General features: G+C 64.3%; 21 protein-coding genes and 1 pseudogene. 10 read left to right on the top strand and 12 right to left on the bottom strand.

The window, feature by feature from the left end; genetic code table 11:
- Positions 1 to 305: 305 nt before the first annotated feature.
- On the top strand, positions 306 to 1,058 hold the full coding sequence (locus H3V53_RS31495) for a response regulator transcription factor (RefSeq protein WP_336601173.1): 753 nt from the start codon (positions 306 to 308) through the stop codon (positions 1,056 to 1,058).
- A gap of 87 nt (positions 1,059 to 1,145) precedes the next feature.
- Here H3V53_RS31495 and H3V53_RS31490 read toward each other — a convergent pair whose 3' ends face one another.
- Together H3V53_RS31490 and H3V53_RS31485 are read right to left on the bottom strand one after the other, a co-directional pair.
- Positions 1,146 to 1,463 (bottom strand): hypothetical protein, encoded by a 318-nt coding sequence (locus tag H3V53_RS31490; RefSeq protein WP_336601172.1) that lies wholly within the window; start codon positions 1,461 to 1,463, stop codon positions 1,146 to 1,148.
- Positions 1,464 to 1,819: 356 nt separating this feature from the next.
- Positions 1,820 to 3,685 (bottom strand): ATP-binding response regulator, encoded by a 1,866-nt coding sequence (locus H3V53_RS31485; RefSeq protein ID WP_336601171.1) that lies wholly within the window; start codon positions 3,683 to 3,685, stop codon positions 1,820 to 1,822.
- A 391-nt stretch (positions 3,686 to 4,076) separates the two neighbouring features.
- Between H3V53_RS31485 and H3V53_RS31480 the strand changes: the two genes are divergently transcribed.
- Both H3V53_RS31480 and H3V53_RS31475 read left to right on the top strand, forming a co-directional pair.
- Complete coding sequence (locus tag H3V53_RS31480; protein ID WP_336601170.1) at positions 4,077 to 4,889, top strand: hypothetical protein; 813 nt, start codon at positions 4,077 to 4,079, stop codon at positions 4,887 to 4,889.
- Between the two features lie 317 nt (positions 4,890 to 5,206).
- A complete protein-coding gene (locus tag H3V53_RS31475) occupies positions 5,207 to 8,605 on the top strand; it encodes an alpha/beta fold hydrolase (protein ID WP_336601169.1) in 3,399 nt (1,132 codons plus the stop codon).
- A 61-nt stretch (positions 8,606 to 8,666) separates the two neighbouring features.
- Here H3V53_RS31475 and H3V53_RS31470 read toward each other — a convergent pair whose 3' ends face one another.
- The gene (locus tag H3V53_RS31470; RefSeq protein WP_336601168.1) at positions 8,667 to 10,067 is read right to left on the bottom strand and encodes an FAD-binding oxidoreductase; all 1,401 of its coding nucleotides are present in this window, start codon (positions 10,065 to 10,067) and stop codon (positions 8,667 to 8,669) included.
- An 8-nt stretch (positions 10,068 to 10,075) separates the two neighbouring features.
- Complete coding sequence (locus H3V53_RS31465; protein WP_336601167.1) at positions 10,076 to 11,071, bottom strand: isopenicillin N synthase family dioxygenase; 996 nt, start codon at positions 11,069 to 11,071, stop codon at positions 10,076 to 10,078.
- Positions 11,072 to 11,381: 310 nt separating this feature from the next.
- Here H3V53_RS31465 and H3V53_RS31460 point away from each other — a divergent pair, with 310 nt between their 5' ends.
- The 6 genes from H3V53_RS31460 (at position 11,382) to H3V53_RS31435 (ending at position 15,995) form a co-directional block, all read left to right on the top strand.
- Complete coding sequence (locus H3V53_RS31460) at positions 11,382 to 12,221, top strand: transporter substrate-binding domain-containing protein (protein WP_054926427.1); 840 nt, start codon at positions 11,382 to 11,384, stop codon at positions 12,219 to 12,221.
- Between the two features lie 80 nt (positions 12,222 to 12,301).
- Positions 12,302 to 12,952 carry an amino acid ABC transporter permease gene (locus H3V53_RS31455; protein ID WP_336601166.1) on the top strand — a complete coding sequence of 217 codons (651 nt, stop codon included), beginning with the start codon at positions 12,302 to 12,304 and terminating at the stop codon, positions 12,950 to 12,952.
- A 10-nt stretch (positions 12,953 to 12,962) separates the two neighbouring features.
- Positions 12,963 to 13,625: an ABC transporter permease subunit gene (locus tag H3V53_RS31450; RefSeq protein WP_054926425.1), complete on the top strand. Its 663-nt coding sequence runs from the start codon at positions 12,963 to 12,965 to the stop codon at positions 13,623 to 13,625.
- 25 nt (positions 13,626 to 13,650) lie between these two features.
- Complete coding sequence (locus H3V53_RS31445) at positions 13,651 to 14,517, top strand: ATP-binding cassette domain-containing protein (protein WP_054926424.1); 867 nt, start codon at positions 13,651 to 13,653, stop codon at positions 14,515 to 14,517.
- 29 nt (positions 14,518 to 14,546) lie between these two features.
- Positions 14,547 to 15,386: a histidine utilization repressor gene (gene hutC, locus H3V53_RS31440; RefSeq protein ID WP_336601165.1), complete on the top strand. Its 840-nt coding sequence runs from the start codon at positions 14,547 to 14,549 to the stop codon at positions 15,384 to 15,386.
- Between the two features lie 30 nt (positions 15,387 to 15,416).
- On the top strand, positions 15,417 to 15,995 hold the full coding sequence (locus H3V53_RS31435; RefSeq protein WP_054926423.1) for a hypothetical protein: 579 nt from the start codon (positions 15,417 to 15,419) through the stop codon (positions 15,993 to 15,995).
- Between the two features lie 51 nt (positions 15,996 to 16,046).
- On the opposite strand, the gene hutC (H3V53_RS31430) is transcribed toward H3V53_RS31435, so the two are convergent.
- The 6 genes and pseudogenes from hutC (H3V53_RS31430) to H3V53_RS31405 form a co-directional block, all read right to left on the bottom strand.
- Positions 16,047 to 16,802 carry a histidine utilization repressor gene (gene hutC, locus H3V53_RS31430; RefSeq protein WP_054926442.1) on the bottom strand — a complete coding sequence of 252 codons (756 nt, stop codon included), beginning with the start codon at positions 16,800 to 16,802 and terminating at the stop codon, positions 16,047 to 16,049.
- A gap of 36 nt (positions 16,803 to 16,838) precedes the next feature.
- A complete protein-coding gene (locus tag H3V53_RS31425; protein WP_336601164.1) occupies positions 16,839 to 18,443 on the bottom strand; it encodes an HAL/PAL/TAL family ammonia-lyase in 1,605 nt (534 codons plus the stop codon).
- Between the two features lie 45 nt (positions 18,444 to 18,488).
- On the bottom strand, positions 18,489 to 19,280 hold the full coding sequence (locus H3V53_RS31420) for an ATP-binding cassette domain-containing protein (protein WP_054926421.1): 792 nt from the start codon (positions 19,278 to 19,280) through the stop codon (positions 18,489 to 18,491).
- A 21-nt stretch (positions 19,281 to 19,301) separates the two neighbouring features.
- The gene (locus tag H3V53_RS31415; protein ID WP_336601163.1) at positions 19,302 to 20,054 is read right to left on the bottom strand and encodes an ABC transporter permease; all 753 of its coding nucleotides are present in this window, start codon (positions 20,052 to 20,054) and stop codon (positions 19,302 to 19,304) included.
- A gap of 15 nt (positions 20,055 to 20,069) precedes the next feature.
- Positions 20,070 to 20,791: pseudogene (locus H3V53_RS31410) on the bottom strand (ABC transporter permease).
- A 120-nt stretch (positions 20,792 to 20,911) separates the two neighbouring features.
- On the bottom strand, positions 20,912 to 21,754 hold the full coding sequence (locus tag H3V53_RS31405) for a transporter substrate-binding domain-containing protein (RefSeq protein WP_336601185.1): 843 nt from the start codon (positions 21,752 to 21,754) through the stop codon (positions 20,912 to 20,914).
- A gap of 890 nt (positions 21,755 to 22,644) precedes the next feature.
- Here H3V53_RS31405 and H3V53_RS31400 point away from each other — a divergent pair.
- On the top strand, positions 22,645 to 22,995 hold the full coding sequence (locus H3V53_RS31400) for a DUF4148 domain-containing protein (RefSeq protein WP_054926416.1): 351 nt from the start codon (positions 22,645 to 22,647) through the stop codon (positions 22,993 to 22,995).
- Between the two features lie 149 nt (positions 22,996 to 23,144).
- Here H3V53_RS31400 and H3V53_RS31395 read toward each other — a convergent pair whose 3' ends face one another.
- Together H3V53_RS31395 and poxB are read right to left on the bottom strand one after the other, a co-directional pair.
- Positions 23,145 to 23,402 (bottom strand): hypothetical protein, encoded by a 258-nt coding sequence (locus tag H3V53_RS31395; RefSeq protein WP_054926415.1) that lies wholly within the window; start codon positions 23,400 to 23,402, stop codon positions 23,145 to 23,147.
- Positions 23,403 to 23,778: 376 nt separating this feature from the next.
- Positions 23,779 to 25,500, bottom strand: coding sequence for a ubiquinone-dependent pyruvate dehydrogenase (poxB, locus tag H3V53_RS31390; RefSeq protein ID WP_336601162.1), 1,722 nt, complete (start codon positions 25,498 to 25,500; stop codon positions 23,779 to 23,781).
- Positions 25,501 to 25,820: the final 320 nt, after the last annotated feature.

The following is a 25,820-nucleotide window of genomic DNA, read 5'->3' as shown; positions in this document are numbered from 1 at the left end:
AGCAGCGAGCACGAACACGCGCGCCCGTCTTACGGCGGCGCGAGCGAACCGCCGCGCGCATGACGGGTCCGACGATCAGGCATATGATCGCGGCGAAGGAAGCAGAACAAGCTGTTGCTGCATGGACGGCCCGTCGCTTGACGGGCCGCAGGGAGTGCAACGGGTTGCGACGCGCAGCAGGCGTTCACGCCGTGCCGCGGCGCGGCCTTGCGGACGGACGACGCGCTTCGGGAGCGCGGCGCCCGCCCCGTCCCGACCGACAACATGGGCACAATACCGGCAGGGCCGCACGATAGCGAGACATCATGAAGTTTCTAGTAGCCGACGATCATGAACTGATCCGCCAGGGCGTCAAAGGTCTGCTTCGCGGACTCGATCCCGATGCCATCTTCGACGAGGCCGACAGTTGGGAAACGCTGGCCGCCGCCGCCCGTCCCGACGCGAACCACGATCTCGCCATCGTCGACCTGCACATGCCCGGCATGACGGGCGCCTCCTCGCTGCACGCGCTGCTGAAGGCGAATCCCGCGCTGCCCGTCGTCGTGCTGTCGGCGGAAGAGTCGCCCGACGAGATGCGCGCCGTGCTCGCAGCGGGCGCGCTCGGTTTCGTGCCGAAGCGGCAGCCGGCGAGCGTGATGCTCAAGGCGATCGAACTGGTGCTGTCGGGCGGCGCGTACGTGCCGATGGAAGCGCTGAGCCTGCTCGGCAATCGCGAAGCCGCGACGGCCGCGGCATCGGACCGGTCGACGGCGGCGAGCACCGCATCCGCCTGCGCCCAGACGACAGCCGCGCCGCCGGAAGCGGAGCCCGTCGTTCGCGTCGAGTCGCTGCAGCCGCATCAGCAGCATCTGCTGGAGAACCTGTCGCCGCGTCAGCAGGAAATCATGCGGCTCGTGCATCGCGGCTGGACCAACAAGATGATCGCGCGCGATCTCGGCGTGGCCGAAGGCACGATCAAGGTTCATCTCTCGGTGATTTTCCGCGCGCTCGGCGTGCACAATCGCGCGACCGCGATCGCCGTGATCAACGGCTGGCTCGAAGCGGGAAAGACGCTCTGACCTGAGCAGCCTATCGAATGAAAAAGGCGGCACGACGTGCCGCCTTTTTTCGCGGGTGACGCGGCCCGTTGCGCAGCCGCAGTGGACTTACAGCAGCTCGGTCGCCAGCGTGACCCCGAGCGCCACGCCGCCGATCACGCCGATCGCGCGGCCCAGCAGCATCGCGTTGAGGTCCTCGTCGAGCACGAACCGGCTCCGGCGCTCGCGCCACACCGTGCGATGCAGCACGGGCAGCGGAAACAGCAGCGCGCATGACACTGCCACGGGCAAACCGAGCCGCATTGCCAGGTTCGCGTGATGCTCGGCGGGAATGCCCAGATATAGCAAGCCGATGACAAAAACCGCTGTCACGAGCGCGCCGAGCAGCACGCCGCCGACGAGCTTGTCGGAAGGATGACCGTTCACTTCTCTACCTCTTTGATTTGCGTGACGCGTCGGCTCGCTGGTGCGGCAATCGAACGGGACGCGAAGGTTGACTGGAGTTTCGCTGCGGGCAGCGAATGAGGCGATGAACGAGACACCTGCCCATCGCCGCGCAATGTCGGAGCCCGAAGGCGCCGTTATCGCGAAAGCGCTTATTTCATCAGCCAGACCCGGCGACCGTCGATCAGACACTTCTCAAAAAGACGGGGGCGGGGCGCAAGTCGCGAGGGGACGAGCACGCACAGCGAACGCGAGCTGGCATCACGCGTTCGCGATTCACTTATTTGCGTGAAGGAAAAACGGGGAACGCGTTTGCGAACGTCGGACCATCGCGACGCTCAACCGCGCGACGTGACGGGCAACGGCATCGTTTCTGGCGGGCGCTTGCCGCCGCACGCGGCCGTTTCAGAGGCAGATTCAGCGGCGGTTGCGGGGACCGTTTCCATCGACGGCTGCTGCCACAGCATCTCCAGCGTGCGGCGCAGCCTCGCAGGCGTCACGGGCTTGTGCAGCACGGGAATGCCCTGCAGCGCGAGCGCCTCCAGTTCCACCGACGCCATGTCGCCCGTAATCAGCAGCGTCACGACGCGCTCGCGCCCGCGCCGCCGCAGCGCGTCGCGCACGGCGCCGAGCGCCTGCGCGCCCGTCCGGTGGTGGGTCAGCTGGTAGTCGCATAGCACGGCGTCGGGCATGAAGCCCTCGTCGATGGCGGCGAGCGCCTGGCGCTCGTCGCGCACGCCGCGCACGACGCAGCCCCAGCGCCCGAGCAGGCTCTGCACGCCTTCCAGGATGGCCGGTTCGTCGTCGATGCACAGCACGTGGCGTCCGAGCGCCGCCGCGCCGCTCGCAGCCGAATCGTCGAGGCCCGCGACGATCCGCGCGGGATCGCCCGCCTGCACGGGAAAACGAAACACCGAGCCGCGTCCCGGCGCCGAGCGCAATTGGAGCGTGCCGCCCAGCATCTCGACGAGCCGCTTGACGGTCGGCAGCCCGAGTCCGTGTCCCTGCCGCGCGTCGCGCTGCGGGTTGGCGACCTGATAGAACTCCTCGAAGATGCGCGCCTGCTCGGACGTCGGAATGCCGATGCCCGAATCGCGCACTTCGATATAGCCGCCTTCGCGCCGCCCGGCGTGACGGTAGCCCATCCAGATCGCACCGCTCTCCGTGTAGCGCACGGCATTCGACAGCAGATTGCTCAGGATGCGCTCGAGCAGCACGGGATCATCGTGGATCACGGCATCCGTCGGCGCGATGCGCAGCGCGAGCCCTTTCGCCGCCGCCTGCGGCCAGTACTGGTTGCCGACGCGGTCGAACAGCTCGGAGAGCCGGAAATGCAGCCTGATCACCTGCGTGACGCCGCTTTCGAGCCGCGCCAGATCGAGTACCTGGTTGAACAGCTGGTTCAGCGCCTCGACGTTGTTCGCGATGTGATTGGCCGTCTTCACGTGCTGCGCGGACGTCGCCGTCGAGTCGTTCAGCGACGCCGCGAGCAGCCCGATCGCATGCAGCGGCTGACGCAGATCGTGGCTCGCGGCGGCGAAGAAGCGGGTCTTCGCGAGGCTGGCTTCTTCGGCGACGAGCTTCTGCGCGGCGAGCGATTCCGCCAGCGCCTGCTGGTCGACGCGCGCCTGCACGACGCGCTGGAACAGCTTGCGATAACTGAGCGCGTAGACGTTGATTGCGCAGAAGAAGAACGCGAGGACGATGGCGAGGATGGTGCGGTCGAACGTGTGCGTGCCGAAGTGCAGCACGATCGCGGGCAGCAGCAGGAACGGAATCGCCGTGGCGAAGTTGACTACGTCGAAGCCGTTCGACATGAACACGCCCGCTGCGAGCGTGACGAGCATCACCGTGTGCAGGATAGGCAAGTCCGTGTGCGGGCTCTGAAACGCGAACCAGATGGCCAGCCCCGGCGCGCTGTAGAGCAGCGCGCCACGCACGGCGTGCAGGTTGATCCACGCGCGCGCCGATACGGCCTCGGGCCAGCGCCGCTTGCACATCCACGGTGCGAGGCTCGCGCAATTCGCGAAGCCATAGAAGATGAAGCAGGCAGCGAAAAGATGCGGATGCGGGATGTTATTCCAGTAGATCGCGACCAGCACCGCAATCGAAAACCAGTGCGTGAAGAAGGCGATCGGATCTTGCGCGTACAGCACACGCACGAGATCTTCGTCGATCGCGCGCTGGATGGGATCGTCCCGCATCGTGCGGTCTCCATGGTGGAAATGCGCCCGGCCGCGCCCGCAGCACCGGACATTTGCGAGGTCACCGTCGTTTCATTTTTTGTCGAGGCAGCGCCGATTGAACCGGATCGGGAATAAATCCAGCGCCCTGCGCGTATTGCATCCGCACCGGCGCAGCCTACAGACAGTTTACCCGTCCTGCCGGCGGTTTACCCTTCAGCTATGACTTAATCCATATAGGCGGCGCCGCGTGCAAAAAGCATACTGGGTTCATCGATTCAACACACAAGCGCGGCCGACAGCCTCTGAAGGTGCAGTTCCCGGACCTGATTTACGCCTGTTTGTCGAGGCTCCATTGGCGGACTCCCCCGCCCTTACCGCGCTGCTTGCCCTTAACCGATGGAGGCCTTTCATGGGCGCAGTTACGAGCCAGGATTTCGCACGCACTTTCGACGAGGCCGTGCTTCCCGAGTTGTGGCGCCGCCGCACGCAGCTCACGGATCACGAAATGATGTCGATGTACGACCTCGTGAAACGCGCGTTGCGCACCTACCACCCACTCGAGTTGCACGCGCTCGGCGAAGACAAGGAAGAGCTCGTGCATCAGTTCATCTATACGAAGGTGCTGCGTCTTGCGCCCGGACATGTCGAATCGAAGGCCGCGCCGGAAAGCGCGCCGTCCAACAGCTACGCGATCTGCGCCTACTTTCGCCGCTATCTGATCGACTGCCTGAGAAGCGCCAGCCATCAGCGCAACGTGTCGATGGAGCACGAAGGCATGATGCAGGAAATCGACCTGCGCTCGCAGGCGCTCGAAGATCCCATCGACAGCGTGCTGCTGCAATACGGCCTGAGCGAGCGCCGCGTGCGCGAAGCTGCGCGCGCATTCATCGCATCGCTCGATGCACCCGAACGCATCGTGCTTGCGGGCAGTCTCGGCTGGTGCTCCGAAGCAAAAGGCGGCCTGTCGGCCGTGGCCGCGCGGCATCGCGTGCCCTCCTATCACTATCGCGCCGTCAAGCTCGGCGTCACCATGAAGAAGACGGACGACGCGCGCCAGTTTTCGAACACAAAGATCGGCCAATGGCTGCGCGACGAGCTGGGCATTGAAATCGATGCTGAAAACCGCGAGGCCATTCTCATCGTCTTCAACCTGCTGGCTGCGGAAGCGACGGAATCGGCGACGGCGCCCGACAACGACGACGTGATCGAAGCAGCGGCGTGAACGCCGCCGCTTCCGTCATCTGACACTTGGGCTTTGACACTCGCCGCTCCGACGATGCTGGTCTGGGTTGCTTGCCAATCCGCTTGCAAGTCGCATCCGTAGTTCATCCCGCGTGCAGTTCGCGCGACCGCTGCCTGAAGGCACCCGTCCGCACGAACGCATTCTGCACTTAAAAACAAGGCATTTTTTGAATCCCGCGGCTAAACGCGCGTTTTCCCTTTGCATTTCGCTGCGCGGCGTCCAGGATAAATAAACTGCGCGCGCCAGCCGTCTTCATCGCCGGGTTCCCCCGCCTGGCCCATAAAAGAGGTGGTCGAATGAACCGCTTGTCGAGTGCCCTTGCGGCGATGAAGGACCATTACGAGGTGCTGGTGGTGGGCTCCGGCTATGGCGGCGCGATCGCGGCAAGCCGCATGGCCCGCGCGAATCGCAGCGTCTGCCTGCTCGAACGCGGCCGCGAATTCATGGCGGGCGACTTTCCCGCGACGCCGCTCGAAGGCGCCGCGCAGGTGCAATACAACACGGGCATCGCGCAGGTCGGCTCGCCGCTCGCGCTGATCGAAGTGCATGTGAATCCCGACGTGAATGTCGTGGTCGGCTGCGGACTCGGCGGCACATCGCTGATCAATGCAAACGTCGCGCTCGAACCGGACGCGCGCCTGTGGGATGATCCGCGCTGGCCCGCCGCCGTGCGCGGCGACAAGGCGAATCTCGAGCGCTGCTATGCGCGCGCCAAAACCATGCTCGGCGCGACGCCCGTCCCCGACGACTTTCCCGATCTGCCGAAGCTCGACGCGCTCGCGCTGTCGGCGAAAAAACTCGGCATGAGCAACCGCTTCTACCGGCCGCCCATCACCGTGACGTTCAAGGACGGCAAGAACGCCGCGGGCGTCGACCAGAACCGCTGCAAGGGCTGCGGCGACTGCAACTCCGGCTGCAATCACGGCGCGAAGAACTCGACGCACATGAACTATCTGCCCGACGCCGTCGCCCACGGCGCGCAGATTTTCACGGGCGCCGCCGTGCATTCCGTGGTGCGCGATGAGGCGCGCGGCGTCTGGTGCGTGCGCTATCAGCCCGCCGATCTGAAGCGCGAACTGTACGACGCACCCGAGCTGTTCGTGACGGCCGACATCGTGATCCTGTCGGCGGGCACGCTCGGCTCGACGGCGATCCTGCTGCGCTCGCAGCAGGCGGGCTTGAGCGTATCGAAGCAGCTTGGCCAGCACTTCACAGGCAATGGCGATGTGCTCGCGTTCGCGTTCAACACCGACAAGGTCATCAACGGCGTGGGCTGGGGCACGCATCCCGCTGGCGAGATTCCGCCCGTCGGGCCGTGCATCGCGGGCATCATCGATCATCGCGACACGCCCAATGTGAAAGACGGCTTCGTGATCGAGGAAGGCACCATTGCCGCGCCGATCGGCGGCGCGCTGATGGGCGTGCTCGGTGTCGCGGCGCCCGCCGAAGGCGTTGCGATGCCGGACCCGGAAGACGACCCGCCCCTCGCCGACGAAGCGCGCATCGCCGAGAGCATCCTGCGCGGCCCGTATCACGGCGCGATGCGCAACACGCAGACCTGGCTCGTGATGGCGCACGACGACGAGAGCGGACAGATCAGCGTCGAGAGCGGACGCCCGCGCGTGAGCTGGCCGAACGCGGGCAAGCAGCCCGTCTACGCAACCGTCGAGAAGGCCCTGATCGACGCGACAAGTGCGCTCGGCGGCGACTACGTGCGCAACCCGATTTCCACGGAAGCGTTCCAGAATCGCATCGTGACCGTGCATCCGCTGGGCGGCTGCGCGATGGCCGAGGATGCGGCACACGGTGTCGTCGATCAGGCGGGCCGCGTTTTTTCGGGTACGGATGGCAACGCCGTGCACGACGGGTTGTACGTGATGGACGGCGCCGTCATGCCGCTGTCGCTCGGCGTGAATCCGCTGCTGACGATCTCCGCGCTCGCCGAGCGCAACTGCGCGCAGCTTGCCGGCTCGCGCGGCTGGAAGATCGACTATGACGCGCAAGGCAATACGGCGCCGCCGCTGCCGCCCAGAATCGGCCTGCGCTTCACCGAGACCATGAAGGGCACCTATCACGTCGGCGACGCGAAGCCCGACGGTCAAACGGATGACGCGACAGAAGGCACGCCCATCAGCTTCACCGTGACTGTCGTCTCCGACGATCTCGCGGACATGCTCGCGAACCGGCAACACGAGGCGCGCATGATCGGCACGCTGACGTGCAATGCCCTTTCGTCGCAACCGATGACCGTCAGCGATGGCATCTTCAACCTGTTCGTCGTCGACGAAACGAATGTCGAGCGGCGCAACATGAACTACCGCATGACGCTCGACACGGTAGAAGGCAAGCGTTTTTATCTGACGGGTCAGAAAATCATCACGCACACGTCGCTGCTCGAACTGTGGACGCAGACCAACACGCTGTACGCGACGATCCGCGCGTCCGCCGCCGACGACGCACCCGTCATCGGCCACGCGACGCTCGTCATCACGCCGGAAAACTTCCTCAAGCAGCAGCGCACGATCGAAGTGACGAACGCGCCCGATCTCGCAACGCGCCTCGCGTGGACGCTCAGATTCGGCCGCTTTTTCGCAGGCGTGCTGTACACGGAGTACGGCGGCGTCGCCGCGCCGCTGCAATATCTCAGCGACGATGCGCCGCCGCGCGTGCGCCGCGCACTGCGCGCGCCCGCGCCGCAGATCAGCTACTTCGATACGCAAGACGGCAAGACGCTGCGGCTTGCGCGTTATCACGGCGGCGACAAGGGCCCCGTGCTGCTGATACACGGCTCGGGCGTATCGAGCCGCATCTTTTCGACGGACCTGATCGGCACGAATCTCGTCGAGTTCCTGTGCGCCGCGCACTACGACGTGTGGCTCGTTGACTTGCGTGTCAGCATCGAACTGCCGAGCGCAATGGAGCGCACCACGGCCGACGACATCGCGCGCTACGACATTCCGGCCGCTGTCGCGAAGGTGCGCGAACTGACGGGCGCCGCAAGCATTCAGGCGGTCGGCCATTGCCTCGGTGCGCTGGCGCTCAGCATGTCGCTGATGTCGGGGCTGCAGGGCGCGCGCTCCGTCGTGCTGTCGCAGGTGTCGGCGCATCCAGTGCCGGGTCTCTTGCAACGGATCAAGGCGGGCTTGCACACGCCGCAGATTCTTCAGCATCTCGGCATCAGCGATCTGACCGCGTACACGCGCCACGAAAAATGGCCGCACAATCTGCTCGACGAAGCGCTGAAGTTTTTTCCCGTCGAACGCGACGAGACATGCAGCAGCCCCGTGTGTCATCGCGCGACGTTCATGTATGGCCTGCTCTACGAACACGCGCAACTCGACGAGCAATTGCACGCGAACCTGCACGAACTATTCGGCGTTCACGACGTCGAGTTGTTCAATCAGCTGGCGGCGATGGTGCGCGCGGGGCATCTCGTCGATGCAAAGGGGGACGACGTGTATATGCCGAACCTCGATGGCATGAAGCTGCCCATCGCGTTCATTCACGGGTCGGAAAATCTCTGCTATCTCCCCATCAGCACGCAGATGACATTCGATACGCTCGTCGAACGCTTCGGTCCCGGCAACTTCGAGCGTCATGTGATCGAAGGCTACGGGCATATCGACTGCGTGTTCGGCAAACGCGCGGCGCTCGATGTATTCCCGACTATCGTCAGGCATCTGGATGCGCATTAGCGAGCCGTCGTTTCGTCGCGAATGCCGCGGCATGCGTGACGAACGTTGGTAATCGCACGCGTCAGAAGAGTTTGCCGGGATTCAGGATGCCGTTCGGATCGAGTGCATGCTTGATCGCTTTCATTACGGCAAGCTCTTCATCCGAGCGTGAGATGGGCAGAAATTCGCGCTTGAGCAAGCCGATGCCGTGCTCCGCCGACACCGAGCCGCGCAACGGCGCCAGCATCTGATAGACGAGCGCGTACACGTCGCGATGATCGACGCCGGGCACAGAGCGTCCATCGACGGTGACATGCAGGTTCGAATCGCCGATATGCCCGAAAAAGTACGATTCGTTGCCCGGCCACGCATGATCGAGCGCGACACGGCAGCGCTCGACGAATGCGCCGATCTCGCCGACGGGCAGGCTTACGTCGAAGTTGATGGGGTCCAGCTTGACGGGAAACTCCGCCGTGCATTCGCGAATTGCCCACAACGCGCGCGTGTCCGCCATCGACTGCGCGATCACGGCGTCGCGGATCACGGCTTCGTCGAGTGCTTCGTTCAGCGCGTTGGCGAAGTGCGAGCCATCGTCATCGGCATCGAAGCTTGCGTGCTCGATCAACGCGTACAACGGATGCGCGTCGGCGAACGGCGAGCGCGCGCCCGTCAGCTTCACGCCAAAGTCGAAGAAATCCGGCCACATGATCTCGAATGCGCCGATATCGTTGCCGAAGCGCCGCGACAGCCTGCGCAGCAGATTGACGGCTTGCGCATAGTCGTTCAACGCGACGAGTGCCGTATGCCGCGAGCCACGCTGCGGCTGCAGTTTCAGCACCGCGCGCGTGATCACGCCGAGCGTGCCTTCCGAGCCGATGAACCAGTGCTTGAGGTCATAGCCCGTGTTGTTCTTCACCATCTTGTTCAGCGAACTCAGCACCGTGCCGTTGGCGAGCACGACTTCGAGCCCGAGCACCTGGTCGCGCGCCGTGCCCGACTGGATCACGCGATTGCCGCCCGCGTTCGTCGCGAGATTGCCGCCGATCTGGCATGAGCCGCGGGCGCCGAGATCGAGCGCGAGTTCGAAGCCGGCTTGCGCCGCCGCTTCTTGCGCGGCCTGAAGCGTGGTGCCCGCGCGCACCGTGATGGTCGCCGCCGCGCTGTCGATTTCCTCCACACCCGCAAGACGATCCAGCGACAACGCGATATCCGTCGCGCACGCAATCGCGCCGCCTGCAAGCCCCGTCATGCCGCCTTGCGGCACCACGCTCTGACGCGCGTCGTTGCAGATCATCAATGCGCGCGCCACCTGCTCCGTCGTACGCGGCAATAGCCATGCCGCAGGACGTGTCGGTTCGTGACGCGTCCAGTCCGTCATCTGACGCTCGCCGATGGCATCGCCGACACGCACGGCGTCATCGCCCAACGCTTCGCGCAACGCGGCGAGTGTCGACGCGAGCGCGCCCGGTTCTATCGCTGTCATGCGGCTCCTTATGTGGTTCCCTGCGGGGTTTCTTGCGTCGCGGCCAGCTTCTTCCGGTAGCCCATCGAACTGTTGATGCGGCCCAGAATGTAATCGCCCGCCGCGACAGGTTCGTATTTGCTCTCTTGCGCCGGCGTGCCGAGATCGCGTGGATCGACGGCCGACGTATAGGTCGGATCGTAGAACGTCGCAATCGAATAGCGCTCGCGGCCCGATGCGTTGATCACGCGATGCAGCGTCGAGCGAAAGCGGTCGTTCGTCCAGCGCGCGAGCAGATCGCCGACATTGACGACGAAGCTGCCTTCGATGGGCGGCGCGTCGATCCATGTATCGTTCGCGATTTCGCGCACCTGCAGGCCGCCGACCTGGTCCTGCCACAGCAGCGTGATGCAGCCGTAGTCGGTGTGAGGCGCAACGCCGAACTGCTCTTCGTCCGATTGCGGCGGCTGCGGCGGATAGTAGACCATCTGCGTGCGCTGCATCCGCTTCGTATAACGCGACGCAAAGAAATCGACGCCGACGCCGAGCCCCGTCGCCACCGCGCGCAGCAGATCCGCGCCGCACGCGCCGACCTCTTCGTAGTAGCCATACAGCGCGGGCTGCAGTTCGGGCATGAAATCGGGCCAGTTGTTTGGCCCGCGCAGGGCCTGCCCTGCGCGCACATCGGGATCATCCTCGGGCAGTTCGAGTCCGATGCTGAAGAACTCCTTATAGTCGGGGCGCTTGGCCTGATACATGGTCGCATCGCCGAGCGCATTGAAGCCGCGATGCCGATGATTCACGGCAGCACGCCGTTTGGTCTCGACAGGAAACGCGAAGAACTTGCGCGCCGCCTGTTCAGCGCGATCGATGACCGCTTGCGGCACCCCGTGATTGACGATGTAGAAGAAGCCGATCGTCGTGCACGCCTCGCGTATTTCACGGCCCGCGCGCGCAAGCGCATTGCCGTCGCCGGCACGCACGCCGGCCAGATCGACGATCGGAATGCGAGTAGCTGGCTGCATCGCGAGACTCCTCTTCATACGAAGTTTGATTGGACGGTCCGAACCGGTTGCACCTCGTTCGAGTTGCGACTTGAGTGTGGCGACTGCCGTGCGCCGGTTCGCGAGCGTTTCACGTTGTATATACCGCCAAAAGCGCAATCGCAAGTTGCGCTGTACCCGCATGCATTCTTCTGCCGAAGAGACGCGCCCGGCATTAGGGTTTGACAGCATGTGATTATTTTTTTCGCGCAAAACCAGCGGTATATACTGCCTCGCATAACTGGCGCGCCGCCTTCATGCGCGACACCGCTTTGCCAACGGGAGAATATCAATGGGTATCTTTGCAGGCTGGAAGTGTCGTCTCGCGGTCGTCGCATGGTGCGCCAGCGCAGCGCTTGCAAGCGTCAGCGCACACGCGGAAGACCAACTCGCGAAGGTCAAGAAAGCGGGCGAACTCGTCGTCGGCACGGAGATGCAGTTCGCGCCGTTCGACTTTCTCGAGAACGGTCAGCAGGCCGGCTTCAACAAGGACCTGTTCGCTGAAGTCGGCAAGGAACTCGGCGTGAAGGTGCGCTTCATCGATCTTCCGTGGCCGAGCGTGCTGCCCGGTCTCGAAGCCGGCAAGTTTGACATGGTGGGCGGACCGCTCACCGTGACGAAGGCGCGCATGGAACGTTACACGTACACGCTGCCCGTCGCCGATGCAACCGATGCGCTGCTCAAGCGCGCCAACGATACATCCATCAAACAGTCGTCGGATATCGTCGGCAAGACCGTCGGCGCCGGCAAAGGCTCGGCGCAGCTCGATCAGCTGAAGGCCTATATCGCGACGCTGCCCAAGCAACCCGAAGTGCGCGAATACGTCGACAACAACCAGGCGTACGCCGATCTCGCGGCGGGCCGCATTGCCGCCGTCGCGAACTCGATGACCAACATTGCGTACGTCGCGAAGCAGCGCCCCGAAACGTTCGCCGTCGTCACGCCGCCATTCGGCGCGAAGGTGTACTTCGCGTACTGCTTGCGCAAGGACGCGGACAGCAAGCCGCTCGCCGATGCGTTCAACGCCGCCCTCGTCAAGATGCACAACGACGGCCGCCTCGCGGCGCTGCAGAAGAAGTGGTTCGGTGTTGCGATGGACGCGCCCACCACGATGCCGACGCCCAACTACTGATGCCGTGATCCGCGCGGCGCGCATGCCTCGTCGCCCAGGCAGCGCGCTGCTCACATGTCCTCTCTCGCGCATATCGGGCCATGTTCAGCATCCACGTTTTCGCTCAAGGTCTTCCGCTGCTGCTGCACGCGGCCCTCGCGACCATCGGCATTTCGCTGACGGGTCTCGTGATCGGCTTCTTCGTCGGCATTGCCGTGTGCTCGGCGCGGCTGTCGCCCAACGCGCTCGCGCAACGCCTCGGCGGCGCATACGTGTTCTTCTTTCGCGGCGTGCCGATGCTCGTGCAACTGCTGCTCGTCTATTACCTGCTGCCGTTCGTCGGCATCAACGTGTCGCCCGTCGTGGCCGCGATCAGCGCGGTGTCGCTGTGCTCCGCGTCGTATATCGCGGAGATATTGCGCGGCGGCTTTCTGAACATTCCGCCGGGCCAGATGGAAGCGGCGCGCATGCTCGGCCTGTCGCCGCTCGACATGCTTCGGCGCATCCAGGTGCCGCAGGCGTTCAGGATGACGCTGCCATCGCTCGTCAACGAAATGGTGCTGCTGACCAAGGCATCGTCGCTGATCTCCGTGGTGGGCGTGGCCGAACTCACGCGCACCGCGCAGAACATCGCGGCCAGCACGTACCGGCCGCTCGAAGCGTATCTGGCGGCCGGCCTGATCTACTTCGTGATCTGCGGCGCGCTCGCGCTCGTTGCGCACGCCGCCGAGCATCGTTTGCAACACACTTGAGGGCCGGGCGATGCAGCAGTTCGATCCCACCGTCATTACCCACAATCTGCAGCCGATCGCCGCAGGTCTCGCGACAACGCTCGGCACCTGGGTCGCAGGCGTCGCGATCGGCTTGCTGATCGGCTTTCTGATCGCGGTGCTGCAGCTCTTTTGCGGCAAGTGGATACGCGGCATACTGCGCGTGTATATCGAGCTCTTTCGCGGCACGCCGTTTCTCGTGCAGTTGTTCCTGCTCTACTATGGCGGCCCGTCCATCGGACTGACGCTCGAACCGTTGACGGCAGGCGTGCTCGGTCTCGGCCTGTACGGCAGCGCCTATTTCGCCGAAGCTTTCCGCTCCGGCTTTCAATCGATCCCGCGCGGCCATCTCGAAGCCGCCTCATGCCTCGGCCTCACGCGCTGGCAAGCGGTGCTGCGCATCCAGGTGCCGCAGATGCTGGTGCTGATCGTGCCCGCGCTGACAAACCTGATCATCGTGCTCAGCAAGGAAACAGCTGTGCTGTCGATCGTCACGGTGCCCGAACTGACGTTCGTGCTGACGGGCATCGGTTCGGCGACGTTCGCGTTCGTCGAAACGCTGCTCGTGCTGTGCGTGTGTTATCTCGCGCTCGTCGAACTCACGTCGCGCGCGGGCATGTGGGCGGAAACGCGCATCGCCCGTTTCATGGCCTAAGACCGAACGCCACTCAAAGCTCATCATGAATGCACTCGTCGACATGCCCGCTTCCTCCACTCTCGGTTCGCCGCAGTCCAGCCAGTCGCCGCTGATCGAAGTGCGCGATCTGCGCAAGCGCTTCGGCGACGTCGACGTGCTGCGCGGCGTCGACCTCGACATCCACCGCTCCGAAGTGGTCTGCATCATCGGACCGTCGGGCTCGGGCAAGAGCACGCTGTTGCGCTGCCTCGCGGCGCTCGAAACCTACGATCACGGCGACGTGCGCATCGAAGGCGAACTGCTCGGCTACATGGAGCGCAACGGCAAGCGCGTGCGCGCGTCGCAAAGTGAGATCAACCGCGTGCGCCGCAATGTCGGCATGGTGTTTCAGCAGTTCAACCTGTGGCCGCACATGACGGCGCTCGGCAACGTGATGGAAGCGCTGCTGCGCGCGCGGCATCTGTCGCGCGACGATGCAAAGAAACGCGCCAACGCCATGCTCGATACCGTCGGCCTCGCGCACAAGGGCGACGCGTATCCGGCCAAGCTGTCGGGCGGTCAGCAGCAGCGCGTCGCGATTGCGCGCGCACTCGCGATGGAACCGCACATCATGCTGTTCGACGAGCCCACCTCCGCGCTCGATCCCGAACTCGTCGGCGAAGTGCTGCAAGTGATGAAGCAGCTTGCGCGCGACGGCATGACGATGGCCGTCGTCACGCATGAAATGGGTTTCGCGGCGCAGGTCGCGGACAAGGTCGTGTTCATCGACCAGGGACGCATCGCCGTGCAAGGCAAGCCGCACGACGTCTTTCACGACGCGAACCAGCCGCGCCTGCGCCAGTTCCTGCAAAACTACTTCGACCGCAACGCGTTCTGGTCGCGCGGCGCGGACAGCGCGGACCCGGTATGAACGTCCGCCTCGACTGACGCAGCGCGCCGATGTCCGCCCCCGCCGTCCGCGACAAACATCGCACGCGAGCGCACGCGAAAGCGCGCAGGCCTCGCCAGCCGGATGTGCGCGCAATCACGGCGGCTGCAACGGTGGCCTCTCCCGCGCAGCCGGCCGCGCGGTACGAACAGGTCAAGCAGTACATCCGCCACGCAATCGAATCGGGCGAGCATCGCGCGGGCGAGCGCATTCCATCGGAACTCGATCTCGTCGCGTCGCTCGGCGTGTCGCGGATGACGGTGAACCGCGCGTTGCGCGAACTCACGCATGAAGGGCTATTGACGCGCGTGTCGGGCGTCGGCACCTTCGTCGCCGAAACCAAGCCGCAATCGACGCTGCTGATGATCGCGCATATCGGCGACGAGATCCGCTCGCGCGGGCACGAATATAGCTATCAGACTTTACTTGCGCAGCGTGAAGTCGCGCCCGTGAACGTATCGAATGCGTTGGGGCTGGCACCGGGCGCGTCGGTGTTTCATGTGATCTGCGTGCATCGCGAGAACGGCTTGCCCGTCCAGCTCGAAGACCGTTACGTGAATCCCGCTATCGCGCCGGATTTCATCGAGCAGGATTTCTCGACGATACGGCCTTCGGAGTATTTGTTCAGCGTCGTGCCCGCGCACGATGTCGAGCATGTCGTCGATGCGGCCCTGCCGAGCCGCGCCGAAGCCGACTTGCTGCAGATCGCGCCTGAAGAGCCTTGCCTCACGCTGATGCGCCGCACGTGGACGAGCGGCGTCGCGGTGACGTTCGCGCGCTTCGTGCACCCGGGCTCGCGCTACCGGCTCGGCTGCCGGTTCGCGCCCGATACGTCGCAGCGGCAGGGATAGTCGAAATCGGAAAGGCCAGGGAGCACGGCAATGAAGATCCAGTATTTCCTCGCGGCGGCCATCGCGACGATGGCTTGCCCGGCATTCGCCCAGCCTCAAACATCCGTGGAAATCGATCGGGGCGCCGACAAGACCACGGTAACGGGCACGGCGACGATCGTGGCGACCGTCGTCGCGATCGATCCTGCTACCCGCAGCGTCAAGCTCAAGGACAAGAGCGGACGCATCCAGGACCTCAAGGCCGGCGAGCAGGTGCGCAACTTCGATCAGCTCAAGATCGGCGATGTGGTCACGACCCAGTACCACGAGGCAAGATCGCTGAGCCTCACGAAAACGGCGGGCGTGCGCTCTTCCCAGGAGCGGCAGATCTTGCAGCCGGCCGCGTCAGGTGCGAGACCCGGCGGCGCGATCAGCCGCGAAGTGACGGTCGTGGGCGATGTCGTCGCGATTGATGCGCAGGGCAATCACATCACGATACGAGGGCCGCAGGGCAAGATGGACGTGCTGGTGGACCCCGAGCAGCTCAGGAACATTCACAAGGGCGATCAGGTCCAGGTGGTGCGCACGGAAGGTGTGGCGATCTCCGTCACGCCCGGCGAGGGCAATTAGTCCGCGGTTCGGGATGAAGCCGCACCCGTGCCCCCGCGCTGCCGACGCGCGCTAGACGTTGCCCGCCAGATGAAAGCGCGACGCGGGATGCCACAGCTGCACCGACGTCGCGACCTGCTCGCCAACCCACGTCCTGCGCCATAGCATCAGACACGGCTCTCCGATCTCCATCATCAGATGGCGGCGCACATGCGCATTCGGCTTTTGTGCGTAGATGCGGAACTCGGCGCGCTGGATCGGCGCGAGACGCACCATGTAGTGATTCGGTGTTTCGACGGTGAAGTCCTGATTCAGGTAGTCGGGAAACACGCGCGGATTCACGTAGCGGTCTTCGTATTGAATCGGCTCGCTCTCTTCGTTGTGCACGATGCGCGAATGGAACACAGGCCCTTTGGAAAGCGCGAGTGCATCGAGCGCGAGCGCATCGTCGCTGGAATCGAGCGTCAGCACGCGCGCCGTATGCCGATGACCGCGCGCGGCGATCTCATCGGCGATATTGCGGATTTCGAGCACCGTCGATTCGTAGTGTCGCGGCGCGACATACGTACCCGAGCCCTGCACGCGCGTCAGCACGCGCTCCGTGGTCAGCTCGCGCAGCGCGCGCGACACCGTCATGCGCGCGACACCGAACTCTTTCACCAGCTCCGCTTCCGATGGAATCAGCCCGCCCGGCTTCCACACACCCTCTTCGATCCGCGCGATCACGTAGCGCTTGATCTGCTCGTACGCCGGCATGGCCTTGCCCGGCGCGGCGCGCACGCCGGCGCATGGTTCTTCCGCTGTCTCCAGTTGCCCGTTTATCGTCATGTCTACGTCGGCCTCGTGGGTTGAACGCATGCGTGCTTAGGCCGCCGATTGCGGCGCATGATGCGCGGCGGCCGTCGAATCGTTGGCGGCATGCGCGCCATAGCCCGCATGGTCGTCGGGTGCCGGTGAAGGCACGTGACCCGCGGCCGGCGGCAGCGGCGGCGCGGCTTCGCCGATCATCCGGAACGCAACGGCCATGTCGTCGGCGAGCGGCCGGTCGTCGCGATATGTCGGCACGACGGCGCGCACGCGGCGCCACAGCGCGTCGGTATTGCGCGCGCGCGCGCATCGACAGGCTGCAGATCGTAGGCCTTGCGCGGCCGCCAGCAATTCGATCGCGACGATGCGGCCGGTGTTGTCGACGATCTCCAGCGCCTTCAGCGCAGCCGGCGTCGCATGGCACAGATGATCTTCCTGCAAGCCCGACGTGATGCCGCCATCCAGGCTCGCGGGCGCGGCGAGCCGCCTGTTCTGTGCGACCAGCGATGCCGCCGTGTACTGCGCGATCATGAAGCCCGAGCACGTGCCGCCCGGCTGCGCGAGAAACGCGGGCAAGCCGCTCACAAGCGGATTCACGAGGCGATCCAGACGCCGCTCGGCCATCGCGGCCACCTGCGCGATCGCCGTCGCGAGACTGTCCATCGCCAGCGCAATCGACGCGCCCACCGCATGCGCCTGCGAATAGACACGCGGCGCATCCGGCGTGCCCGCGACAATCGGGTTGTCGGTGATGGATGCAAGCTCGCGATTCACGACTTCGGCCGTCGCGTCGAGCACGTCGCGCGCGGCGCCGTGCACGTGCGGGATCGTGCGCATCGACAGCGGGTCTTGCGTGCGCTGCCCGACTACGGAAGCGAGAATGCCGCTATCGGCGAGCGCATTGCGCATGCGCTCGCCGACCAGGTTCAATCCCGGCGACACGCGCAACGCAAGCGAATCGGCGTCGAACGCAGCGAGCTGTCCGCGCAGGTTTTCGAAACTCATCGCGGCGATGGCGTCGGTCCAGTCGAGCACACGTTCCGCGCGCGCGAGCGCCAGCGCCGCGAGCCCCGTCACGCACGGCGTGCCGTTGATGAGGCTCAAGCCTTCCTTCGCCTCGAGCACGAGAGGCTCACGCCCGAGCCGCTCGAGCGCGGCGCGGCCGCTGATCCGTTCGCCGCCGTGACGCACGTGGCCTTCGCCGATGCACACCAGCGCGATGTGCGCCATATGGCTCAGATAGCCGACGGAACCGAACGCCGGCACTTCGGGGATATAGTCCGCGTCGAGCAACGCGACCAGTTGATCCGCGACGTCGAGACGGATGCCCGAGTGGCCATGCGCAAAGTTGTTGATGGCAGCGGCCATGATGGCGCGCGTCTCGGTGACGCCGAGCGGCGCGCCGACGCCCACGGCATGGCTCATCAAAATGTTGCGCGACAGCGCGCGCTGCTCCGACGGCGACACGATCACGTCGCACAAGGCGCCCACGCCCGTATTCACGCCATACGCGCGAATGCCGCGCTCGACGATCTGCTCGACGAGCGTGCGCGCCGCCGCGATGCGCGCGCGCGCCGCTTCGGACAGCACGAGCGCTTCGCCCGCCGCAACGGCGGCCAGTTCGCGCCAGCTCAGAGGACGGTCGGTTCGGATGACTGCCATGATGATGTTGCCTTTCGAATGACGTGAGCTGCGTGATGAATCGGGTTAATTGGTGGTGCGCGAATGATGGCTCGACACGAATTGCCGGAAGCGTTCGGACTTCAGTTCGCCGAATACTTCGTCGGGCGTGCCGTCGCATTCCGTCTGACCTTGATGCAGGAACATCACGCGGTTCGACACATGACGCGCAAAGCCCATTTCGTGCGTGACGACCAGCATCGTGCGTCCTTCTTCCGCGAGCGAGCGCATCACGCGCAGCACTTCGCCCACCAGTTCGGGATCGAGCGCCGACGTGGGCTCGTCGAACAGCATGACTTTCGGATGCATTGCAAGCGCGCGCGCAATCGCGACGCGCTGCTGCTGACCGCCCGACAGATGCGCCGGATAATGCCCGCGCTTTTCCGCAAGGCCCACTTTGGCGAGCAGCGCTTCCGCTTCTTCGACGGCTTCCGCGCGGCTGCGCTTCTGCACGCGCATCGGCCCTTCGATCAGGTTTTCCAGCACCGTCATGTGCGACCACAGATTGAAGTTCTGAAAAACCATGCCGAGTTGCGAGCGAATGCGATCGACCTGCTTGCGGTCGTCCGGCTGCAGCTTACCGTCCTTGCGGCGCTTCATCTTGAGCGTTTCGCCTGCGAGCGCGACGCTGCCGTCGTCGGGTGTTTCGAGCAGATTCAGGCAGCGCAGAAACGTGCTCTTGCCCGAGCCGCTTGCGCCGAGAATCGAGATGACGTCGCCTTCATGCGCGTCGAGCGAAATGCCCTTCAGGACGTGATGGTCGCCGAACGACTTGTGGATGTTCTTGACCGACAGTGCAACGGGTGCCGTAGCGTTCATGGGATTCTCCGGAATGGGGCGTCAGGGTGCGGCACGACGTGCTTCGGTGGCGGGCGGCATCGCGCGCGGCGCGGCGTTCGCGGGCATCGCGCGAAGATGGCGCGACAGCTTCCGTTCGAGCAGGCCGAGCAGACGCACGACGACGAAGTTCAGGAACAGATAGATGAGCGCAGCGCAGATGAAAACCTCTGTGGTGCGGTACGTCTGCTGGATGATCTGCTGCGCGACGCCCGTCACTTCCCACACGGTGACGAGGCTCGCGAGCGCCGTCGACTTCACGAGCAGCACGGCTTCCGTCGAATACGCGGGCAAGCATTGGCGCAATGCAATGGGACCGATGATGCGGCGCAGGAGCGAAAAACCCGACAGGCCGATCGCGTAACCCGCTTCGATCTGTCCGATGGGCACGGCCATCAGGCCGCCGCGAATGATCTCAGCCGTATAGCCCGCCGTGCACAGCGCGAGCGACAGCACCGCGCACACATACGGCTCGCGCAGCACGGGCCACAAAAAGCTCTCGCGAATCACGCCGAACTGGCCGAGCCCGTAATAGACGAGAAACATCTGGATCAAGAGCGGCGAGCCGCGAAACACGAGGATGTAGGCACGCGCAAAACGGTTCGGCAGCCAGTGCGGCGAGACGCGCATCGTGACGATCACGAGCGACAGCAAGCCGCCCAGCACCAGCGAAGAAAAGAACAGGCCCAGCGTGGTCGGCACGGCGCCGAGCAGCTGGCGCAGCGTGTCGAACAGGAAGTCGAAATCGAAAGACATGTTGGCGCTCCGTCGTCAGTTGCGCGCGAAGTTGCGCCGGAAGGATCGGCCCACGCGTGCTTCCGCGTGGTTGAAGACACGGTTCGAAATGCCCGTCATGACGAGATACAGCGCGCCGCCCACGACGAAGAACAGGAAATACTGATGCGTCGAGCCTGCCGCAATCTGGCTGGCGCGCAGCAGTTCGGCGAGACCCGTCACGGAGATCAGCGCGGAGTCTTTGAGGCTCAGCTGCCACACATTGCCGATACCCGGCAGCGCAAAACGCAGCACCTGCGGAATCAGGATGCGGCGGGCCATCGTCATGGTCGGCATGCCGATCGAGCGCGCCGCTTCGAGTTCGCCCTTCGACACGGCAAGCACGGCCGAGCGATACACCTCGGCCTGATACGCGCCCGAAATCATGCCGACAGCCAGTGCGCCGATCACGAACGGCGGCACGCCGACGAAGCCTTCTGCGCCGAACCATTGGCCGACCGTCGTCACGAGCGTCGAGCCGCCGAAATAGAACAGATAGATGACGAGCAGCTCAGGCACGCCGCGAAACACCGTCGTGTACAGATCGCCCAGCACGCGCGCCAAACGATAGCGCGACAGTTTGGCCGCCGCGACGATCGCGCCGAACACCGCGCCGACAGCGACAGCGCGAGCGTCAGCGCGACGGTCATCAATGCCGCGAGCAGCAGCACGCCGCCCCAGCCTTCCTGCCCGAAGCCGAGCGTCTCGATCAGAGCCATGAACTACTCCTCATCCTGCTTTCGTTGATTGACCTGTTGCCCGCTTGCCGTTCGCGCCGCAGCGGAACTCAGGTCGTGCGAGCGCGCGCGAATGATGCCGCGCGCGCATCCCGTCGCCGCTCAAGGCGTGACGTCGGTCTTGAACCACTTGTCGGAGAGCTTCTTCACGGTGCCGTCCTTCAGCGCGTCGGCGATTGCCGTGTCGAACTTCGCCTTCAGGTCGGCGTCCTGCTTGCGGAACGCGAGGCCTTCGCCCGGACCCCAGATCGGGCCGCCGATCTTCGGTCCCGCCATCGAGATCTGTGCCGTTTCCTTTTTGTCCGCATTGGCGGCGTAGTACGTGACGTCGTCGAACGATGCGTCGATACGGCCGTTCGCCAGATCGAGGTCACGCTCGGGCGAGGTCTTGTACACGCGGATCGTCGCGATGTCCTTGAAGCCGTCGTTGATGAACTTCGTGTAGACCGTGCCCGACTGGATGCCGATGGTCTTGCCCTTCAACTGCTTGCGCAATGCGTCGACGGTCGGCTGGTCGCTCTTCGCGTCGCCCGTCAGCTTGACGACGGGCGCGCTGGGCGACGCCTTCGGCAGGATCTTCGTGTCGGCGACGGCGAACGTCGCGGGCGTCGCGGCATATGGCCGCGAGAACGCGATGATCTTTTCGCGCTCGGGGGTAATCGAGATCGCGTCCATCAAGACGTCGAATTTGCCCGCTTGCAGGCCAGGGATCATGCCGTCCCAATCTTGTGCAACCAGGTTGCACTGCAGCTGAATGCGCTGACACAGGTTCGCCACCAGTTCCGGCTCGAAGCCGCCGAGCTTGCCGCCCGGCAACGTGAGGTTCCACGGCGCGTAACCGCCTTCCAGCGCGATCGTCACCGACTTCCATTCCTTCGCCTGAGCCGGTGCGCCAGCGATAGCCACAGCGCCCAACACCATGCCGGCGATGACCTTCGACAACATAGTGCGGTTTGCCTTCTTCACCTTCACGTCGAATCTCCTTTTTGTCTGAACGGGTCCGTTCGCTCGTCGCGCGTTGGACATGTATAGACAAGTCTGCATGAGGTCAAAAATGATCGCAACTGGATTTGCCGAAAATAATTGAATTGTTCGGGTAAGCCCTGATGCGACGGGGCTTCTGCCGCTCACCGGGTGACCGTGGTCGGCGGGCCATCGGGCGCCAGTCTGGTGCAACTGACTAGACAGGTTGGTGCAGCTGACTAGACAGGTTCGCGATTTCACGGTGGCTTTGCACCGCCGTTGCGCGTTCCGGCTCCGGGCGCGGCGGGCCGCCGAAGAGGCATCGGCCTTTCCTTGCAACACTGAAAGGCGGCGCGACGCCAGCAGCGCTTCTCATACATGGGTATGAAATGCGTGAGCCTCACGCATGGCCCGTTCATCCGTGCGGCACGTGAGGTCAAACGCAGGTGTGATGGGCGGCGACGCTTCATCATCCGAACGTACAGCGAAAGCAACATAAGTTGGTCATCGCTCGTTCGTTCGTACGGCTCGCGCGCAGGCGTTCGCCGCACTACATTACATCCAGCGCTGGACGACCACGGATGGCCCTGAGAAGGCCTGGCTCGCAAGACAACTCCTGCGCAGAACAAAAAAAAGTTTGGCTGGCGCGGAATGAAATCCGATGCCGCAGTGTTTTCCCTTATGTGGACAACAGAATCGAAGCAAGACTCGCGGAAAGCGCACGACCAGACAGCCGTAACACAGCAATTGATGCAGCAGCTTTAACGACGTTTCTTAGCAAACCATCCCGGCCCGATCCGAACGCCAATCGATCAGGATACCGAAGCATATTCGGGCCAGACGTTTCGACATACTCACTGAGGAGTGACATCATGAAGAAGATCTTTGTTTGCCTCGCAGTTGCAGCCGGCGCACTCGCCGCTCCCGCGCTGAGCTTCGCCCAATCGAATGGTCCCGTGACGCGCGCCGAGGTCCGAGCCGATCTGATTCGCGTCGAAAAGGCCGGCTATGAGCCGGGCCGCGCGAACGACATCTACTACCCGGCCGATATCCAGGCCGCGGAAGCGAAAATCGCCGCGCAGGACAAGCAGAATCAGACGCAAGACTCAGTCGGCGGTGTCGCGCTCACGGGTACGTCGTCGTCGGGCAAGCCTTCGCGCAGCGCGTCGAACAACGCGTGCGTCGGGCCCGTCAGCTACTGCAACATCTACTTCGGTAGCTAAACGATGCGCACCGACCCTGCGCCGCCGCGGTCAGGCGCAGGAGCGTGCGCGCGTTGGGCGCCGCGAATGATCCGCGACGAATGCGACACGGCGCGCCCAATGGCGCGCCGTTTGCGTTGCAGAGACAGCCAGGACGGCCGATCACCGGCTCAGTTGCCGAAGTAGACGTTGCATTGCAATCCCGTCGCGCAATCGCGCGCATGCTGCATCGTCTTGCCCGACGATGTGCGCGTATCCATCGTTCCGCCGTATGACATGTCCGTCGTCGCCTGCGCGGAGGCATTGGCATTGTTCTGCATCGCCGCTTTCGATGCATCGCTGCTCTGCGCCACCTCCTCTGCCATCGTCGCGACGGGCACGGCCAGCAGCAACGCGCCCGCTACGGGTAATGCCATCAGGATCTTCATGTCGAACTCCTTCGATGCCGACGAACCGCGATGCCTTGCATCGCAATTCGCCTAACGCCCGTCAGCGCTTGCGTCATCCGCATCGTTTCGACCGACTCATGCAAGCGCGAAACTCGCGCGCTGCAGCTTTCCCGCGCCGCAGCGTGCCTTTGTTGGTATGCGATTGATTGGCTCAAAACCCCCGAGTCTGTCGGGCGGCGCAGCACGGCGCGAAAACGCCAGTTTTGTATTCGTTCGATTGTTGGCCGCGCGAAGAAGGTCCGTACTGCTGCTTCTGTTATAGACCTTTGCAACGAGACTGCAATGAGGGGTTGCTGCAATGCAAGGCGGCGCGCATCGCGAGGTGCTGCGCGCTGCCGGTTTCAATTCGCGTTCGTCAACGCAGATTGGTCTTCACGAGTTCGACGATTTCGTCGCCGCGTCCGTTGAGGATCGCGCGCAGCATGTAGAGGCTGAAGCCTTTCGCTTGCGACAGCTCGATGGTCGGCGGCATCGCGAGTTCATGTCTGGACGTCACGACATCGACGAGCGCCGGCCCTTGATGCGCGAACGCCTCAGCCAGCGCCTTGCCCAGTTCTTCGGATTCCTCGACGCGAATCGAGAAAATGCCCGCACCTTTCGCGATCTGCGCAAAATCGGTCTTGCTCAGATCCACGTTCGTGTCGAGATAGCCGCCTGCTTTCAGTTCCATCGAAACGAAACCGAGCAGACTGTTATTGAACACAACGACCTTGATGGGCAGATCGAGCTGACGCGCGGTCAGCAGATCGCCGAGCAGCATGGATAGCCCGCCGTCGCCGGACAGCGATACCACCTGGCGCCCCGGATGCGCCGCCTGCGCGCCGAGCGCCTGCGGCATCGCGTTCGCCATCGATCCGTGGTTGAACGAGCCGTGCAATTGCCGCTTGCCATTCATCGTCAGATAGCGCGCGGCCCAGAGTGTCGGCGTGCCGACGTCGGCGGTGAAGATGGCGTCGTCGCTCGCGGTCTCGTCGATCATGCGAGTCAGGTACTGCGGATGGATCGCCTCGCCGGGATCGGAGGGCGTGGCAAGTTCGTCGAGGTCGCGGCGCGCTTCTTCGTAGTGCGCCGTCGCCATGTCGACGAACGTGCGGTCGTCCTTGCGCTTGAGCTTGGGCAACAGCGCGGCGACGGTTTCCTTCACCGTGCCGACGAGGCCCATCGCAAGCGGCGCGCGTTTGCCGAGCTGCGAGCCTTTCCAGTCGATCTGCACGACCTTCGCGTCGGGCGGATAGAACGGCCGATACGGAAAGTCGCAGCCGAGCAGCAGCAGCACGTCGCACGACATCATCGCGTGATAGCCGGAACTGAAGCCGATCAGGCCCGTCATGCCGACGTCGAACGGATTGTCGTATTCAATGAACTGCTTGCCGCGCAGCGCGTGCACGACGGGCGCGCCGAGCGTGTCCGCGAGCTTCACCACTTCGTCGTGCGCGCCCGCGACGCCGCTGCCGCACATGATCGTCACCGCTTCGCAGTCATTGAGCATCGTCGCGAGACGGGCAAGCTCGCTGTCGGGCGGCAAGATGGCGGACGGCGCCGTCGGATTCCAGACGGGCGGTTGCGACGGCCCTTCGCTCAACGCGATATCGCCCGGCAGCACGATCACGGCGACGCCGCGTTGCTCGATGGCCGCGCGCATCGCGCGTTCGAGCACGCGCGGAAACTGCGACGCGTTGATCACCAGCTCGGCGAAGTGACTGCATTCCTTGAAGACTTCCGTCGGATGGGTTTCCTGAAAGTAGCCCAGTCCGATTTCCGTCGACGGGATATGCGCGGCGATCGCGAGCACTGGTTGCTGATTGCGATGACAGTCGTACAGACCGTTGATCAGGTGCAGATTGCCCGGCCCGCAACTGCCCGCGCACACGGCCAGTTGACCGCTCGATGCCGCGTCGGCGCCCGCGGCGAACGCGGCCGCCTCTTCGTGGCGAGTGTGCATCCAGCGGATCGAGCCGACCTGATCGAGACTGAACGCGAGGCCGTTGAGGCTGTCGCCTGTGACGCCCCAGATGCGCTTGACGCCTGCTGCCGCGAGCGTCTTCGCAAGGTAGTCTGCAATCGTGTTCTTTGCCATGAATGCTCCTCGAAAGGGGGGGGGTTGGGTTTTTGTCTGCGAGTTATTTGCGGCGCGGGCGTTGCCGGTGTGTGTTTGCCCTTTGCGCGGGCATCCGCGATAGCGCCTCGCGGCGCAGGCGTTGCCGTTGTGTCCTTGCCCTGTTCGCTGGCATCGCGATAGCGCCTCGCGGCGCAGGCGTTGCCGTTGTGTCCTTGCCCTGTTCGCTGGCATCCGCGATAGCGCCTCGCGGCGCAGGCGTTGCCCCTGTGCGGGGCGGCACCTACTTTTCTTTGCAGCGGCAAAGAAAAGCAGGCAAAAGAAAGCCGCTCACACCGCCA

It is taken from the genome of Paraburkholderia bengalensis, from assembly GCF_037126505.1.
Classification (GTDB): domain Bacteria; phylum Pseudomonadota; class Gammaproteobacteria; order Burkholderiales; family Burkholderiaceae; genus Paraburkholderia; species Paraburkholderia bengalensis.
The sequence above is the reverse complement of the archived record's forward strand: the minus strand, read 5'-3'. Positions and strand labels throughout refer to the sequence as shown.